Origin of the sequence: Pseudoalteromonas sp. NZS11_1, from assembly GCF_015864275.1 — a bacterium.
Taxonomy (GTDB): domain Bacteria; phylum Pseudomonadota; class Gammaproteobacteria; order Enterobacterales; family Alteromonadaceae; genus Pseudoalteromonas; species Pseudoalteromonas arctica.
Window position 1 is genome coordinate 50,232 of the sequence record NZ_JADYXK010000017.1, and the last position, 15,942, is coordinate 66,173.

The 15,942-nt window shown below is 39.8% G+C and carries 17 protein-coding genes and 1 pseudogene; 13 read left to right on the top strand and 5 right to left on the bottom strand.

All coding sequences use genetic code 11. The features are described from left to right. The first annotated feature begins 13 nt into the window (after nt 1-13). Together I6F44_RS12855 and I6F44_RS12860 are read left to right on the top strand one after the other, a co-directional pair. A complete protein-coding gene (locus tag I6F44_RS12855) occupies nt 14-637 on the top strand; it encodes a methylamine utilization protein (protein ID WP_197173907.1) in 624 nt (207 codons plus the stop codon). Then, nucleotides 627-1,859: a hypothetical protein gene (locus I6F44_RS12860; protein WP_197173908.1), complete on the top strand. Its 1,233-nt coding sequence runs from the start codon at nt 627-629 to the stop codon at nt 1,857-1,859. The genes I6F44_RS12855 and I6F44_RS12860 overlap by 11 nt, the downstream gene beginning before the upstream one ends. Before the next feature lie 221 nt (nt 1,860-2,080). Here the strand turns inward: I6F44_RS12860 and speE are convergent, their stop codons facing one another. Then, the gene (gene speE, locus I6F44_RS12865) at nt 2,081-2,944 is read right to left on the bottom strand and encodes a polyamine aminopropyltransferase (RefSeq protein WP_007584590.1); all 864 of its coding nucleotides are present in this window, start codon (nt 2,942-2,944) and stop codon (nt 2,081-2,083) included. A gap of 198 nt (nt 2,945-3,142) precedes the next feature. Between speE and speA the strand changes: the two genes are divergently transcribed. Genes speA through I6F44_RS12885 form a run of 4 tightly spaced genes read left to right on the top strand, consistent with a single transcriptional unit; the run spans nt 3,143 to nt 8,161 of the window. Further along, complete coding sequence (gene speA, locus I6F44_RS12870; RefSeq protein WP_007584591.1) at nt 3,143-5,023, top strand: biosynthetic arginine decarboxylase; 1,881 nt, start codon at nt 3,143-3,145, stop codon at nt 5,021-5,023. A gap of 60 nt (nt 5,024-5,083) precedes the next feature. Beyond that, complete coding sequence (locus I6F44_RS12875; protein WP_007584592.1) at nt 5,084-5,962, top strand: acyltransferase; 879 nt, start codon at nt 5,084-5,086, stop codon at nt 5,960-5,962. Nucleotides 5,963-5,987: 25 nt separating this feature from the next. Then, on the top strand, nt 5,988-6,908 hold the full coding sequence (locus I6F44_RS12880; RefSeq protein ID WP_197173909.1) for an acetyltransferase: 921 nt from the start codon (nt 5,988-5,990) through the stop codon (nt 6,906-6,908). Then, the gene (locus I6F44_RS12885; protein ID WP_121955064.1) at nt 6,905-8,161 is read left to right on the top strand and encodes a mechanosensitive ion channel family protein; all 1,257 of its coding nucleotides are present in this window, start codon (nt 6,905-6,907) and stop codon (nt 8,159-8,161) included. Before I6F44_RS12880 ends, I6F44_RS12885 begins: the two co-directional genes overlap by 4 nt. On the opposite strand, the gene chrA is transcribed toward I6F44_RS12885, so the two are convergent. Continuing rightward, nucleotides 8,121-9,275, bottom strand: a complete 1,155-nt coding sequence (chrA, locus tag I6F44_RS12890; RefSeq protein ID WP_121955063.1) for a chromate efflux transporter — start codon at nt 9,273-9,275, stop codon at nt 8,121-8,123. The genes I6F44_RS12885 and chrA overlap by 41 nt on opposite strands. 190 nt (nt 9,276-9,465) lie before the next feature. Between chrA and I6F44_RS12895 the strand changes: the two genes are divergently transcribed. Continuing rightward, nucleotides 9,466-10,098 carry an OmpA family protein gene (locus I6F44_RS12895; protein ID WP_165722786.1) on the top strand — a complete coding sequence of 211 codons (633 nt, stop codon included), beginning with the start codon at nt 9,466-9,468 and terminating at the stop codon, nt 10,096-10,098. On the opposite strand, the gene I6F44_RS12900 is transcribed toward I6F44_RS12895, so the two are convergent. Beyond that, complete coding sequence (locus I6F44_RS12900; RefSeq protein WP_101216083.1) at nt 10,099-11,877, bottom strand: ABC transporter transmembrane domain-containing protein; 1,779 nt, start codon at nt 11,875-11,877, stop codon at nt 10,099-10,101. 88 nt (nt 11,878-11,965) lie between these two features. Here I6F44_RS12900 and I6F44_RS12905 point away from each other — a divergent pair, with 88 nt between their 5' ends. The 5 genes and pseudogenes from I6F44_RS12905 (at nt 11,966) to I6F44_RS12925 (ending at nt 14,236) form a co-directional block, all read left to right on the top strand. Next, complete coding sequence (locus tag I6F44_RS12905) at nt 11,966-12,364, top strand: DUF3224 domain-containing protein (RefSeq protein ID WP_197173910.1); 399 nt, start codon at nt 11,966-11,968, stop codon at nt 12,362-12,364. A 15-nt stretch (nt 12,365-12,379) separates the two neighbouring features. Then, nucleotides 12,380-12,565: a hypothetical protein gene (locus I6F44_RS12910; protein ID WP_165726603.1), complete on the top strand. Its 186-nt coding sequence runs from the start codon at nt 12,380-12,382 to the stop codon at nt 12,563-12,565. 8 nt (nt 12,566-12,573) lie between these two features. Further along, on the top strand, nt 12,574-13,191 hold the full coding sequence (locus tag I6F44_RS12915; protein WP_165726604.1) for a LysE family translocator: 618 nt from the start codon (nt 12,574-12,576) through the stop codon (nt 13,189-13,191). A 66-nt stretch (nt 13,192-13,257) separates the two neighbouring features. Then, nucleotides 13,258-13,803 (top strand): annotated as a pseudogene (locus tag I6F44_RS12920) (PH domain-containing protein). Nucleotides 13,804-13,840: 37 nt separating this feature from the next. After that, on the top strand, nt 13,841-14,236 hold the full coding sequence (locus tag I6F44_RS12925) for a DUF1801 domain-containing protein (protein WP_197173911.1): 396 nt from the start codon (nt 13,841-13,843) through the stop codon (nt 14,234-14,236). Nucleotides 14,237-14,257: 21 nt separating this feature from the next. Here the strand turns inward: I6F44_RS12925 and I6F44_RS12930 are convergent, their stop codons facing one another. Continuing rightward, nucleotides 14,258-14,602, bottom strand: coding sequence for a rhodanese-like domain-containing protein (locus tag I6F44_RS12930; protein ID WP_024591370.1), 345 nt, complete (start codon nt 14,600-14,602; stop codon nt 14,258-14,260). A 285-nt stretch (nt 14,603-14,887) separates the two neighbouring features. On the opposite strand from I6F44_RS12930, the gene I6F44_RS12935 reads away from it, so the two are divergent. Next, on the top strand, nt 14,888-15,196 hold the full coding sequence (locus I6F44_RS12935; protein ID WP_121955058.1) for an ArsR/SmtB family transcription factor: 309 nt from the start codon (nt 14,888-14,890) through the stop codon (nt 15,194-15,196). On the opposite strand, the gene I6F44_RS12940 is transcribed toward I6F44_RS12935, so the two are convergent. Continuing rightward, on the bottom strand, nt 15,189-15,866 hold the full coding sequence (locus tag I6F44_RS12940; protein WP_024608087.1) for a nitroreductase family protein: 678 nt from the start codon (nt 15,864-15,866) through the stop codon (nt 15,189-15,191). The two genes, I6F44_RS12935 and I6F44_RS12940, sit on opposite strands and share 8 nt — an antisense overlap. Between the last annotated feature and the right edge of the window lie 76 nt (nt 15,867-15,942).

The window sequence follows — 15,942 nt, forward strand, 5'->3', positions numbered from 1 at the left end:
TAGCGACAAGAAAATGATAAAAAGCTTACTTTGTGTATTTTTACTAAGTGTTAATACTGGAGTTTTTGCAGCAAATATTACAATTAAAAATGCTAATAATGACCCATTACCTAATGCTGTTGTATGGCTAACTGCAGGAGACCTCTCTAGCGTTATTCCTCCAGAAGCACCTTATGCGATGACCCAGCAAAATCGAGAATTTAAGCCGCGTATTTTAGTTGTCCCACAAAATGCAAAGGTAGAGTTTCCGAATGCGGACTCAATCATGCATCATGTTTATTCATTTTCTAAAGCCAAAACGTTCGAATTAAAGCTATATAAGGAGCACCCAAAAGCGCCCATTACTTTTGATCAAACGGGTGTTGTTGAGCTTGGCTGTAATATTCATGATTGGATGTTAGGTTATATTGTGGTGGTAGATAGTACTATTTTTGCAATCACCGATGAAAACGGGAATGTTGATTTAAATGCCAATGCAGGCGAATACACGTTAAGTGTTTGGCATTCTGGGTTTAGTGATATTAGTAAGGTTGAATCTCAAACTATTACTGTGGCTACTAACCCTATCACTTATAAAGTAAAGCAGGAAATTGCGGAGCAAATTGACTTTGCTACGGATGAATTTGATGATTATTAATCGCTTAATGAGGCTGGCATTTTTAGCCGGTGCTTTATGTTTTAGTAATGCATTGTATGCACAAGTAAAAGGCTTGATACAAATTAGAGCCGTGCAGGGGGACGATATACGTAGCTTCCAAGAGGGCGGCCTTGGGCTATATCGGCACGATACTAAAAGCGACGAACTTATTTTATCCCAAGGTATTTTAGATTTTAATGTTGATTTAGCATCTAGTTGGTCGGCTCATGGGGTGTTAAATGCGAATCAAGATCCTGATGTTGGCCTTGGTTTTACACAGGCTTATATAAAGTATCAGCCGCTATCTAACAGCAACTATAAATGGCACATGCGCGTGGGGGGCTTTTACCCACTTATGTCGCTTGAAAATCCTGATATAGGGTGGACTTCTCCTTATAACTATACAAACTCAGCTATTAATAGCTGGATAGGCGAGGAAGTACGCACTGTTGGCGCAGAGGTAACTATTAAGCGCCCAGCAAAACGTTTTAACAGCAGACATAGCTTTAGCTTTGTAGGTGCGACATTTAAAGGCAATGACCCCGCAGGTACTTTACTCGCATGGCGTGGCTTTGCATTACACGATAGACAAACAACGTTTAACGAAAGCGTGCAATTTGCGCCTGTAGCGGCGTTAAACGAATACGAATTACGCTGGCAAGCTAATCAGGTTTTACCGTTTGAGGAAGTAGACGGGCGCTTTGGTTATTACGCCGGTATACATTGGGATTACTTAAAGCAGTCTCAATTTAGAATCTACTATTATGATAATAATGGCGATCCAAATACTGTTAATTATAGTTCTGGGCAATATGCTTGGAATACTCGATTCACGAGCGCCGCTTGGCTTTATAAATTTAACAGTAAAACACGTTTTATTGCCCAGGCACTCAATGGGAAGACTGAAATGGGCAGTAATGCATTAATTGATAATGCTTTTTATAGCCATTATTTAATGCTGAGCCATAAAGAAGGCAAACATCGCGTTTCAGTACGTTATGATTATTTTAAAGTTACTGACAACGACACAACCGCGTTTGACCCTAATGCAAGTAATGGGGAAGGCTTAACCGCAACATGGCGCTACCAGCTCACTAATAAACTACAAATAGGGGTTGAAGGTTCTGCACTTAAAAGTGTTGCAAAAAATAGAGAGCCAATTGGATTTAATGAACGAATCTCGCAGCAGCAAATAATGCTAAATGCGCAATGGCGTTTTTAAAAGTATAAAAAAGGGAGCATTTAAATGCTCCCTTTTTAGTTTTATAAAATTGGTATAGATTATACCAACCTGCATAAATTTTTGATCAATTTAACGAATTAAATTGCACTATAACGTCGTTAAAAATTTTTTATTTAGAACAACTAGATACAAAAATTTTTGCCTAGTTCTAGCGTAATTTTCTTAACGTTAAATAGACCCCATATATAAGCAGATTGGTATTATTTTTTATCGAATGCGCGTTTCATGTAGTTAGGTGTAGCGAGTGCACCATGGTGAATACCGTTGTTATAGTACTCGCTGTGCTGTGCAATATTTGCAGCTGCATCTTCTCTAAAACCGTCAAATGCTTGTGATTTACGTGCAAGTGTTACTGACCATAAACCGCTTGGGTAAATTGGTTGTGGAAATGGTAATGTTTGTAAATCGTTAAAGCCTACGCTTAACATTGCTTCGCGCATTTCAACTAATAGTGGCATGTGCATAAGTGGTGATTCACTTTGTTGTACTAAAATACCACCTGGGCGCAGTGCATCTAAACAGCTTGTGTAAAACGCATGGTTAAATAAACCCTCACCTGGACCTACCGGATCTGTGCCATCAACAATCACTACGTCGATAGATTCGCCAGCGGCTTCGCGCATGTATTTAATACCGTCGTCAAACATAACAGTTGCACGGGCGTCGTTATTAGATTCACAAAGCTCTGGGAAGTATTTTAACGACATTTGCGTTACTACTTCGTCGATATCTATTTGCGTTACAGTTTCTACGCCTGGGTGTTTTAATACTTCGCGTAAAGTACCGCAGTCGCCGCCGCCAATAATAACGACGTTTTTAGGGTTTGGATGCGCTAAAAGTGCAGGGTGGCTGATCATCTCATGATAAAAGAAGTTTTCGCGGGTTGTTACCATAGTACACCCGTCGATGATCATTAAATTACCAAAGTCTGTGGTTTCAAACATTTCTACCTTTTGAAAAGGAGACTGTTTTTCATCTAACTTTTTATTAATACGTAATGAAAATGCGCTGCCATCGCGGTCGCTAATTTCAGTAAACCACTTACTTTGATCTAAATTTGCCATAGTTACTATTACACTTTTTAGGTTGAGTATGAAAAAGGGGCAATTCTGCCAGTGCTTGGCGTTTTGCTCAATGACATTTTAACTGATTTGACGAATAAAGTTAGTTAGGAATGAGTGAAAGTTCAATTTTTGTTAGCCTAGTGGATAGTGACGTATTAAAATGCGCCTTTATACCTAATTGACTAAAGAAGAGTTGCCATGACCTGGGGTTTAGAAACAGCACGCGCCACTTATAACGTTGCTCATTGGAGTGATGGTTATTTTGATATTAACGCACAAGGCGAACTGGTGGCTTACCCAGATGGCGACCAAACAAAACCGGCCATTTCTTTAACGCAATTAACTGAGCAGTTTAAGCAACAAGGTTTAACGTTGCCGGTTTTAGTACGCTTTACTGATATTTTAAAAAATCGTGTAGACACACTTACTAACGCGTTTACGCAGGCGCGAGCAAATCGCGAATATAACGGAAAATACACCTGTGTTTACCCAATTAAAGTAAATCAGCAACGTTCTGTAGTAAGTAAACTATTAGCGCATCCAAGCGGGCTTGTTGGCCTAGAAGCAGGCTCAAAGCCAGAACTTATGGCTATTTTGGGTGTAGCAAAAGAGCCAATCACAATAGTGTGTAACGGCTATAAAGACAGTGAGTTTTTACGCCTAGCGTGTATTGGTCAAGCAATGGGCCACAGCGTAAAAATTGTGGTAGAAAAGCTTTCAGAACTGACCACACTACTTGAAGAAATAGACAACCTAGGCATTGAACCGGCTATTGGTATTCGCATTCGCCTAAACTCAGTAGGCAAAGGCAAGTGGCAAAACACGGGCGGCGAAAAAGGCAAGTTTGGTTTAACAGCAGGCCAAGTACTAAGTGCTGTTGAAGTGCTTAAAAAGCATAATAAGCTGCACTTAATGCAAATGGTGCATTTTCATATTGGTTCTCAAATTGCCAACATTCGTGATATTCACCGTGCTTTACGTGAATGTGCACGCCACTTTGCTGAGCTTACACAATTAAACGTACCGTTAAATACCGTTGATGTGGGCGGCGGCTTAGGCGTTGATTACGAGGGCTCTGGCTCGCGTAGTGCGTGTTCAATGAATTACACCGTAGAAGAGTATGCGCGTAACGTAGTGAATGCATTTGCAGAAGTGTGCGATCAGCATAACCTTACGCATCCGGCCATTATCACCGAGTCGGGGCGTGCTTTAACTGCTCACCATGCGGTATTAATTACCGATGTAATTGACGTAGAAAAAGCGCCTAATCATTTAAATCCAGAGCCACCGCTTGAAAATAGCGCATTAGTGCTTGATGAAATGTGGCAGTGTTTACAGCGTTTAAACCCGCGTATGGCATTAGAGATTTATCACGACGCTATGCACTTATTTAGCGAAGCGCACGATCAGTACGTGCATGGCTTAGTAAGCATGCTAGAGTGGGCGAAAATAGAGCAGCTTTACTTTACTATTTTACATCGTGTACGTGCATCGCTTAGTAATAATGCGCGCGCGCACCGTGAAGTACTCGACGATTTAAACGAAAAGCTTGCTGATAAACTCTTTGTTAACTTTTCATTATTTCAGTCGTTGCCTGATGTATGGGGTATTCAGCAGTTGTTTCCGGTTATGCCAATCGAAAACTTAACTCAGCCACTTACTCAGCGCGCGATTATTCAAGATATTACCTGCGATTCTGACGGGCAGATTCGTGAATACGTTGAAGGCGCTGGTATCGAAACCAGCCTACCAATACCAGAATATAAGCATGGCGAGCAATACCACATCGCTATGTTTATGGTAGGCGCGTATCAAGAGATTTTAGGTGATTTACATAACCTATTTGGTGACACTGATTCGGTACACGTAGAGCTTAACGACGATGGCTACGTGTTAACCAATGCCATAAAAGGTGATAGCGTTAAGGATGTATTAAAGTTTGTTGACTATGATAGCGCCATTTTAGCTGACAACTTTGCGTACCAAGTTAATAAACTTGATGTATCGACGCAGTGTAAAGAAGGTTATTTAGCTGAGCTTAATGCAGGCCTTGAAGGCTATACCTATTTTGAAGATTAATTTGTAAGCAACTGAAAGCGCAGTATTAGTGGCTGCGCAATGTTTAAAGGAATGGAAGTAATGTCAGTTATTCGCAGTGTATTTAGTATTGTTTTTTACACAATAAACACACTTTTTTGGTTTGTGCCTATTTTTGTTTGTGGGCTTATAAAGCTTATCCCTATTAAGCCTCTACAAAAGCTTATGAGCTGGGCAGCTAAGCAATTTGCAACTATTTGGGTTACCTTTAATAGCTTAAATCAAGCGTTATTTACGCCAACTAAACTTAATGTAACTGGCCTTGAAGACCTTAAACTAAAAGATTGGTACCTAGTAATTGCAAATCACCAAAGCTGGGTCGATATTTTAGTATTACAGCGCGTGTTTAATCGTAAAATTCCATTTTTAAACTTCTTTTTGAAAAAAGAGCTTATTTACGTGCCTATTTTAGGTTTATGTTGGTGGGCGCTTGATTTTCCGTTTATGACTCGCACGAGTAAAAGCCAATTAAAAAAGAATCCAAAGCTGCGTGGCAAAGACTTAGAAACCACACGTAAAGCCTGCGAAAAATTTAAAGAGATGCCAGTAAGTGTGGTTAACTTTGTAGAAGGCACTCGTTTTACTACGCAAAAGCATGAGCGCCAAAATAGCCCGTTCCCACATTTATTAAAACCAAAAGCGGGCGGTATTGCTTTTGTAATGCAAGCAATGGGCGAGCAAATTACTAAAGTGGTTAACGTCACCATTCATTACCCAGATGGTATTCCTACTTTTATGGATTTTGCTGGTGGTAAGGTAAAAAATATCAACGTACACGTGGAAGTAAGGCCGGTAAGCGAAGAGCTTATTGGTGACTACACAGGTGATTCTGAATTTAGAGTTCGCTTTCAAAGCGAGTTAAACCGCTTATGGGAAAACAAAGAGCAAACACTACAATCGCTCGAAAAAAACCATAAGTAAAAGGTAAAAATATGAGCTTACAGTTATGCTAAAAAAGTGGTTACCAAATTGGCTTAACGGCTTAATTGTAGGCTGCGTATTGTTTTCTAATGTAATGCTTTTTGGCTCGCTAGTATTTGTACTGGGCCTTATTAAGTTATTACTGCCTTTGCCTGTGGTTAACTCTATATTACACAGCGCTTACCGAGGTTGGTGTAACGGCAACCGTTTAGGGCTTTGGTTAGGTTGCCCTAACATTGTGGTTGATATAAGTGGCGACTTAAACTCAAAAAGTTGGTATTTACTTATTTGTAACCACGCGAGTTGGTTAGATATAACTGTACTTAGCTCATTACATGCATTGCCTGCCCCTAAGTTCTTTTTAAAAGACGGGTTAAAATACATGCCTTTTATTGGCACTGGTGCGTGGGCCATGGGTATGCCGTTTATGAAACGGGTAAGCAAAGCGCAGCTTGCTAAAAATCCAAAGTTGAAAGGGTTGGATGTAGAGCGCACGAAGCGTAGCTGTCGTAATTTTCGTCATCATCCTACTACCATCATTAATTTTGTTGAAGGTACACGCTATACGCCAGCCAAACATAATCTGCAACAAAGTCCTTTTAAATATTTATTAAAGCCCAAAGCGGGCGGCATTGCTTTTGCGCTTGAAGTATTAGCCGATCAATTTGATGCCATGCTTAATACAAGTTTAGTATATAGCGGTAAGACAGATCACGTTTGTCGTAACTTGCTAAAAGGTGAGCTAGATTCTATTTATGTTTCAATAGACGTAACGCCCATTAATGACAATATGCAGGGCAGCTATCAAAGCGATGACGTATTTAAAGTTAATTTTCAACATTATGTGAATGAGCTATGGGTTGCTAAAGATCAGCAGCTTGCCGACATTTATGCTCAACAAGATTTACCTGAACAACAAATCAGTAAGGAAATTGAAACACTATGACCAACACCCATCTTCAGGAATTAATTGCTCCTTGGTTTGAAAAAGTACCCGACGCGGATTTTCTTAGCTCAATTACCGCAGTCTCAATAGGAATATTCTCTTTATTAATTGTTTACTTATTTACTCGTAGATTAATGTTACCTGGCATTCAAAAAATAGTGACGAGGCTTTCTCCTGAGCGAATTGGTGCGCTTTCTCCTATGCTTAATAAGCTAAATAAGCGTATTGCCGGAATGCTGTGCTGCGTATTGTTTTTAGCTACGTTTGATAGCGTATACCCAGTTAATGAAATTGCAGGAGAAATACTAAAAACGATAGGACAAGCTTTGCTTATTATTTATGCTGGTTTTATTTTTAGCAGTATTGTGAGCATTGCGGGTACTATTTATAACCAGTTAGAGTTTGCCCGCGAGGTCCCTATTCAGGGCTTAATTCAGGTTGTTAAGCTAATAACCTTTATTGTGTGTGCAATTTTAATTGTGAGCATTTTTCTTGAGAAGTCACCTACTTATATTCTCTCTGGCTTTGGTGCTATTGCTGCTGTTACGTTGTTAGTATTTAAAGACACTATTTTAGGCTTTGTAGCCAGTATTCAAATAGCAGCAAATCGCCTAGTAACCTATGGTGATTGGATTCAAGTAGAAAATTACGGCGCCGATGGCGAAGTAATTGATTTGGGTTTAAATACTGTAAAGGTACGTAACTGGGATAACACCATAACAACTATTCCAACTTATATGCTAGTTGCGGGTTCGTTTAAAAACTGGCGCGGGATGCAAGAGTCGGGCGGTAGGCGTATTAAACGCTCACTTAACATAGATATGCACAGTATTTGTTTAGTGGGTGATGAGTTTAGAAAGCAAATTGATGCGGCTATTCCGCTGCACGACTATATTCGAGTGACGACATTACCTGCTCAGGTTTCTAATTTAGGGTTATTTCGTCGCTATGCTGAAGGCTATTTAAAACAGCACAGTAAAATTAATACGTCGCTTACGTTAATGGTACGAGAGCTACAACCACTAAACCATGGTTTACCTATTGAGTTTTATTGCTTTAGTGAAGACAAACGCTGGATTTCGTACGAGCATTTACAAGCCGAAATAATGGACCATTTACTTGCGGTATTACCCGTGTTTGGGCTTAGAGCGTATCAAAGTGTAAGTGGGCAGTTAAGCCCTCCTAACGAGCAACAAACAGATAAGCCAACATTTAGAGTGATGGCAAATAGTGTTGTAAAAGACCCACAGTAATAAACAAAGCTAAGAGCCACCAAATAGGTGGCTTTTTAAATTGCAGCCATGCAAATACAATTATTACTAACGCAACTTGCCAAAGACTATGCACAGCTGATGTCCAGATTGGCGAATATAGTGCAGCCGCTAAAAAACCGACTACCGCAGCATTAAGCGCCGCTATTGAGCTTGCAAAGCGTGGCTTACTTGCCAAGTTAATCCAGCTCTTTTGAAACGCGAGTATAAGTAAAAAACCAGGCATAAATATAAGTAGTGTAGCTATAAGAGCACCCACTAAAGGTTGCTCTGTAGTAAGTTGTGCGCCTAAGTAAGTAGCAATAGTAAACATAGGTCCTGGCACCGCTTGTGCACTCGCGTAAGCACTTAAAAACTGATCATCACTCAATGCAGGTACGCCTGCTTGAAGTACCGGTAGTACTACGTGTCCGCCGCCAAACACCATTGCACCTGCTTGGTAAAAAGGGGCAAACAAAGCAAACTCATGCCCTAGTGGAATAAAGCTCACACCAAGTAAGAGCGCAAATAATCCCAGTGCAATCCAATTAATATTACTTTTTGTACTGCTAACATTTTCTGTGGCTGTACCAAGTTTTAATAAAGGCCATATAGCACCTATTGTTGCAGCGGTTATTAAAATAGCGATTTGAGTACCCATCATTGGAAATAACACCAAAGCAAGTGTACTCATTACAGCAAGTAACTTAAGAGCAGCACTTGTACAAAAGCTTTTAGCCATACTAAGTGTTGCATCAGCAACTATAACAACGGCAAATAACTTTAAGCCCGCAATAATAGCAAAGTAAACAGCGTCAAACTGATGAGCACTCACCGCAAGTAGCACCATTATTAAAAACGAAGGCAGAGTAAAACCTACAAAAGCAGCTATACCACCCAGTACTCCAGCACGCTCAACACCAATAGCAAAACTAACTTGGCTAGAGCCCGGCCCAGGCAGTGCTTGGCTTAAACTAATAAGTTGTGCGTAACGCGTGTTAGTTAACCAATTTAACGAGTCTACAAAGTGGCGTTTAAAATAACCTAAATGCGCAGCAGGGCCGCCAAAGCTCATACACCCTAGTAAAAAAAACTGTCTAAAAATAGCAATTAACATTGCGCCAATATCCTTTGTAAAATTCATTAAATTGTCACAGCGTAGTATGACATTTTTATTAAAATGGCACATTAGTTTGAGGTCTGTTTAACAATCAAGCAAGATGCGTTGCTTTTAACACTCTCTTCATAGTTTGTTCATACATGTATTTGCATACTCTTGCTAAATTCTTAATGAATAGGGTATCACCATGACTTTAACTAAATCACTTTTAAGCGTAACCGTAGTAGCTGTATTACTTTCTGGTTGTGAAATGAATAACACAGGTAAAGGAGCCGCTATAGGCGCCGCAGCCGGAGGTGTATTAGGTAAGGCTACGGGTAATCATAAAGATAAACGTATTTTTATTGGTGCAGCTATTGGTGCACTGGCGGGCGCTGCTGTTGGCGACTACATGGATAAGCAAGAAGAAGCATTTCGTGATGAGTTAGCGGGTTCAGGTGTTGAAGTAGTGCGTGAAGGCGATAACTTACGTTTAGTAATGCCATCAAACATTACGTTTGCGACTGCTCAGTCTTATATTTCATCAGGCTTTAACGATACGTTAGATGCGATTGCTAAAGTAATGAACAAGTACGAAAAAACCTACCTTAGTGTGCAAGGGCATACTGACAGTACGGGTAAAGATAGCTTCAACATGAACCTATCGCGTGAACGCGCACAAAGTGTGAAAGATTACTTAGTGAACCAACAAATTATGGCTACACGTGTTAGCACTATGGGCTATGGCGAAACACGCCCAATTGCAACTAATGATAGTGCAAATGGCCGTGCTCAAAACCGTCGCGTAGAAATTCAGATAGTGCCAAATACCGAAGAATAATTAGTCTTTATTGAACTGTAATTCACACAGTTTTTGATACAACGGGTTACTTGCTAACAACTCTTGGTGAGTACCCGTTGCTATGATTTCCCCATTTTCCATTACTACAATTACATCTGCATGTTTTACCGTTGCCAGCCTATGGGCAATAATTAACGTTGTTCTGTTTTGCATTAAATGCTCAAGTGCAGCTTGTACATGGTGTTCGCTTTGCGCATCCAGCGCGCTGGTGGCTTCATCCAGAAGAAGTATTTCAGGGTCTTTTAATATGGCACGTGCAAGCACAATACGCTGCTTTTGCCCACCCGATAACCTCACACCCTGCTCACCTAAAAAGCTGTTATAACCTTGCGGTAACTGTTTGATAAATTCATCGGCATGCGCATACTTTGCTGCGGCATATACTTGCTCATCGGTTGCACTTGGGTTGCCGTAGCGGATGTTATGCATTACGTCGGAGCTAAATAAAATAGGGTTTTGCGCTACCATGCCCATTTTATTACGCAGAGTATTAAGCGATAAATCTTTAATGTTTACATCTTTAAACTTAATAGCTCCGCTAGCCGGATCGTAAAAACGTTGTAGCAATTCAAATAACGTTGTTTTACCTGCGCCAGAAGGGCCAACAATTGCCACGGTTTGGCCTTGATTTATATTTAGGCTTATTTTATTAAGCGCGCTTACGTCTGGGCGAGAGGGATAGTTAAAGCTTATATTCTCAAGCGTAATAGCAGGGCTGTTACTATTTTTTAGTAAGTTACTATCTTGTGGATTTAGTGGGTTTTCTATCTCACTTTTAACAGCAAGTAACTCAAGTAATCTTGCAGCTGCGCCTGCTGCGCGTTGTAGTTCGCCATATACTTCAGCAACGGTTGCCACCGACATTGCCACCATAATAGCGTAAAACACAAAGGCTCCTAGCTCACCTCCAGTCATGGTACCTGCTAATACGTCGCTGCCACCTACCCATAGCATTGCGCTAATAGCGCTAAAAGTTAAAAATATTACCGCTGCAATTAAAAACGAGCGTTGTTTAATGCGGCTTTTAGCCACATTAAAGGCTTTTTCGGTTTCAAGTGCAAAAGCGTGCTGCTCTTGTGCTTCGTGGCTATAGCTTTGCACTACTTTAATATTTTGTATGATTTCTCCGGCATAGGTACTTATGTCGGCAATGGCATCTTGGCTAGAGCTTGCTAGTTTACGTACCTTGCGACCAAATATCATCATAGGAACAAGTACCAGCGGTACACAGGCTACAACCACTAAAGTAAGTTTTAAATTAGTAAACAACAGCATAGCTAAGCCACCAATCAACATAAGTACACTGCGCAGTGCCATAGAAAATGATGAGCCGATAATTGATTGCAGTAATGTGGTGTCGGTGGTTAAACGCGACATAAGTTCGCCACTGCGGTTTTCTTCAAAGTAGCTAGGGTGTAGCGTTACAATGCGATTAAACACTGCTTTTCTAATATCGTTACTTACCCGTTCGCCAATCCACGACATTAAATAAAAACGGCTAAAGGTACCGATCGCTAATAAGCTGATTAAGCCAATGAGTACCAGTACAGCTTGTTGTAATTGATCTTTGGAGCCTGCAATAAACCCATGATCAATAACAAACTTAACCCCCTGACCTAGTGATAAGTTAACACCCGCAGTGACCAATAGCGCGGCTAGCGCAGCTACTACCATCCATTTGTAAGGTTTTATAAAAGCAAAAACAGGTAATAAGCTGCTAAAAGCTGCTTTTTCGGATGCAGAGGTGTTTTTTGACATAGTGGATTCTTTTTAAAGGTTAAGGTATAGATATGGCATCATCGGATTAAAAATCAATAGTATTAAATATCATCAATAAGGAATTGTTATGACAACAAAAATAATAAGTGGTGAATTTACAGTGGCTTTAGCGCCAATTGAAGGTTACGCCAAAGGGCAGCAAGGTATTAACTTGGGGCGTATGTCGATTGATAAAACATTTACTGGTGCGCTTAATGCTACAAGCCAAGGCGAGATGCTTAGCGCAATGACACCAACCCAAGGCAGCGCAGGTTATGTTGCTATTGAACAAGTTATTGGTACGCTTGAAGGAAAGCAAGGTAGCTTTGTATTACAACATTTTGGCACTATGGATAAGGGTCACGACAGCCTAATTTTAACTGTTATTCCTGATTCAGGCACAAATGAGCTAAAAGGATTAACTGGCAGTATGAAAATACGCATTGAGCAGGGCATTCACTATTACGACTTTGACTACCGCTTATAAAATGGATAACAAACAATGCAAAAAATAGTAGAATTTAAAAAGCGTGGTTTTTTTAGTAACGGCATTGATGTAGATGCTTTGAATGAGCGCATATACCACTTAAATCAAGAAGGTTGGAAAGTAATAAGTATAAATACCGCGACTGCTTTTCAAGGCCAAATAACGGCCTGTATATTATTAATAGAAAACGATGAACTATAAGGACAAAAATGACATTAGCAGCATGGTTTAGTTTAGTACTTGTATGCATGATGGGTGCAATGTCGCCAGGCCCAAGCCTTGCAGTTGTACTAAAGCATACAATGAGTGGCGGAATGAAAAACGGTATGCTTGCTGCACTTAGCCATGGCGTGGGTGTTGGGCTTTATGCGGCAGCTTCGTTACTTGGTTTGGGGACATTGATGGCTCAATTTCCAACGGTATACCAAGTGCTTGTATATTTGGGCGCTGGGTATCTAGCCTATTTAGGTTTAAAAATACTATTAGCAAAACCCAATAATGACGAACTGCAAGTACAAAAAAGTGAGATAAGTGCAGTTAAAGCATTACAAGATGGCTTTGCCATTGCCTTTTTGAACCCCAAGCTCGCTATTTTCTTTTTAGCCTTGTTCTCACAGTTTATTGACCCACAAAATCTCACTTTAAGCATTGGCATTATTATGTGCTTAACCGTGTTTGTAATTGATACAGGTTGGTATTTACTAGTTGCAGTACTTACTGAGGTTTCAAAAAATCGCTTTGGTTTTACTAAGCAAAACCTGTGGCTTGATAAAATACTGGGGGTTGTGTTTATTGCCCTTGCTATAAAAGTCGTTATTAGTTTGTAAGATTGAGTAGAGATTATTAAAGTTTGCAGAGTGTATTTGTAGTTATATAGATAAAGGATTAAAACAATGACAAAACATATTTTAAAAAGTGCATCTTTCGACCCGAAGGTTCAGCAATACTGGATGCTAATGGCCGCTTTTTTTAGTGTACTAGCGCTGGTGACTATTCCGTTGTTACCCATTGTTTTAGCGATTGTATGGCTGGTGGGCGGGCGAATACTCGCAGCTATGTCGGCTGACTTATTACCACAAAAATTGGTAGTTAAACGTGGCATATTATTTAAAGAAGAAAAATCTATTCCGCTTGAAAAAATAACAGATGTAGGGTTAAGCCAAGGGCCGCTCATGCGAATTTTTGGATTATATCGTTTAAGCTTTGAAACGGCAGGGCAGTCAGGAAATGGTGCTTTAGTGTCTTTGCTTGGTGTGGTTAATGCGAGTGAGTTTAGAGAGGCGATACTTGAGCAAAAAGATGTATTGGCTAATCAAGGTAAAACGTCGCAGTAGGCAACAGAGCAAAGTGAGAAAGAGCTACTGAGAGCACTTACTTATAGTGTTAAAAATATTGAGCAGATGCTACTTGTTTTAGTTGATGAAAGGCAGCAAAAGTAACCTGTTTTAAACTTGTAATACTTATAAGGATGTTTTTATGAATACGGATATAAAAAATATATTTAATAATCATCCTGAGGCAGCTAAAAGTACGCTTATACAATTACGAGAGTTAATTTATACCGTAGCACAAGAGCAAAACTTAGGAGCTGTTGAAGAGTCTTTAAAGTGGGGAGAGCCAAGTTATAACACAATAAATGGCAGCCCCATTCGCGTAGGCTTAAAGGGCTCATCGTGTTATTTGTTTTTTCATTGCCAATCAAAGCTAGTAAGCACATTTAGAGAGTTGTACTCTCATAATCTTATCTTTGAAGGAAATAGAGCAATAGTGTTAAATAGTGAAAAGCCATTACCAGAACACCCAGTTAAAGAGTGTATTAAATTAGCACTGACTTATCACAGCGTTAAACACCTACCTTTGTTAGGCGCATAATTATAAGTACTTAGTAGATACTTAAAATACGCTACATATTTGGTTTGCGTCACAGGTAATAACAGTCACGTTTTCATAACCCACACGCGTTAATGCTTCTGCTCCCAACGTTGCGCGTGCACCACTTGCGCAGTGCACGTAAATAGGGCGAGCTGCGTCTTTTTCTATTTCCATTAGTTTCATCTCGAGTAATCCACGCGGAATATTTATAGCGCCGGCAGCCGATTTTGTCGCGTGCTCTGCAGGTTCTCGCACATCAATAAGTAAACCTTTATTTTGTTCAAGCTCGAGTTTTGCTTGCGCTGCGTCAATACGGCGTTGGTTAGGTGTGATAATTTTTAGTAAGTCAGGGATTGATGTAAGCATTAGTTTGTAAATCCTCTTTTTCTTAAAAAAGACATTAATAGGTGCTACTTGGTATAAGTAGGTTGAATTGAGTTAATACTTATAAATAACGTTAAAAACTGAAAGTTACTTTATATAAAGTAACTTAATAGTGCGGATACTGCTACAGCACTTCCGCCGATTAATAAAATGGCATCGCTAGTTTCATGGCCATCTTAATATTAGTAAAACCTAATGTTAATTATATTAGAACTTACTAATGTAAAAGTCTATACTTAAAAAGGTATCAAAAAGAGAAATAATAAAATGAATATTGAACAATTAGCTGTCAACGCAGAGCAAGCCGAACAGTTTTTAAAATTAATGGCTAACAAAAATCGCTTAATGATTTTATGTAGTTTATTACAAGGTGAGCAAAGTGTAGGTGAGCTAAATAAAAATGTACCTTTAGCACAGTCAGCGTTATCTCAGCATTTAGCAAGTTTACGCAAGGCAGATATGGTTGCTACTCGCAGAGAAGGGCACACAATTTATTACTCATTGACCGATCCAAAAGTTGAGTCGATCATTGCTTTGCTATATGAGTGGTTTTGCCGACAAGAAGATACTAAATAAACGTAGCTATTTCATCGAGTGATTTTTTATCCAGTGCATGAGCCGGTATTGTTGCATCATCACTTGGGTAGCCTGCAATAAGTAGCATGTATGGGCGTTCATTATCTCTATCGCGACCACATATGTCGGTTAAAAAGCTCATTGGCTTTGGAGTATGAGTAAGGGTTGCCAAACCACTGCGGTGCAAAGCTTGAATTAAAAAGCCGGTAGCTAAACCAACAGACTCATGCACATAATAATTTGTATTTTTATCATCGGTGCTTACACCGCCCTTTTTTTGACTAAATACAGCTATAAGCCAAGGTGCATGCTCTAAATAAGGTTTATTGGCGTCGGTACCTAACGGCTTTAGCGCATCTAACCATTCTTCACCTGCTCTGCCTTCGTAAAAAGAACGCTCTAGCTTTTCGGCGGCTTCTCTTATTTGTTTTTTTACATCGCTACTGTTTATAGCCACAAAATGCCAAGGCTGATGATTCGCTCCACTAGGTGCTGTGCCAGCTGCTTTTATACATGCTTCAATAATATTTTTTGGTACTGGGCGATCGCTAAAGCTGCGAATGCTATGGCGGCGTTGGCTGGTTTGTAAAAACTCGTTAGCACGATTTAGCATTTCGTCGTGTGGATATTCTATAAAGTCATTTAACGGCTGGCTTTGGTGATCTTGCATGGCTTTTCGCTTCTTATAAAAAGTATATGTGGTTTTTATACCGAGTGAATACAGTGCAGGCAAGTGTTATGAGTTT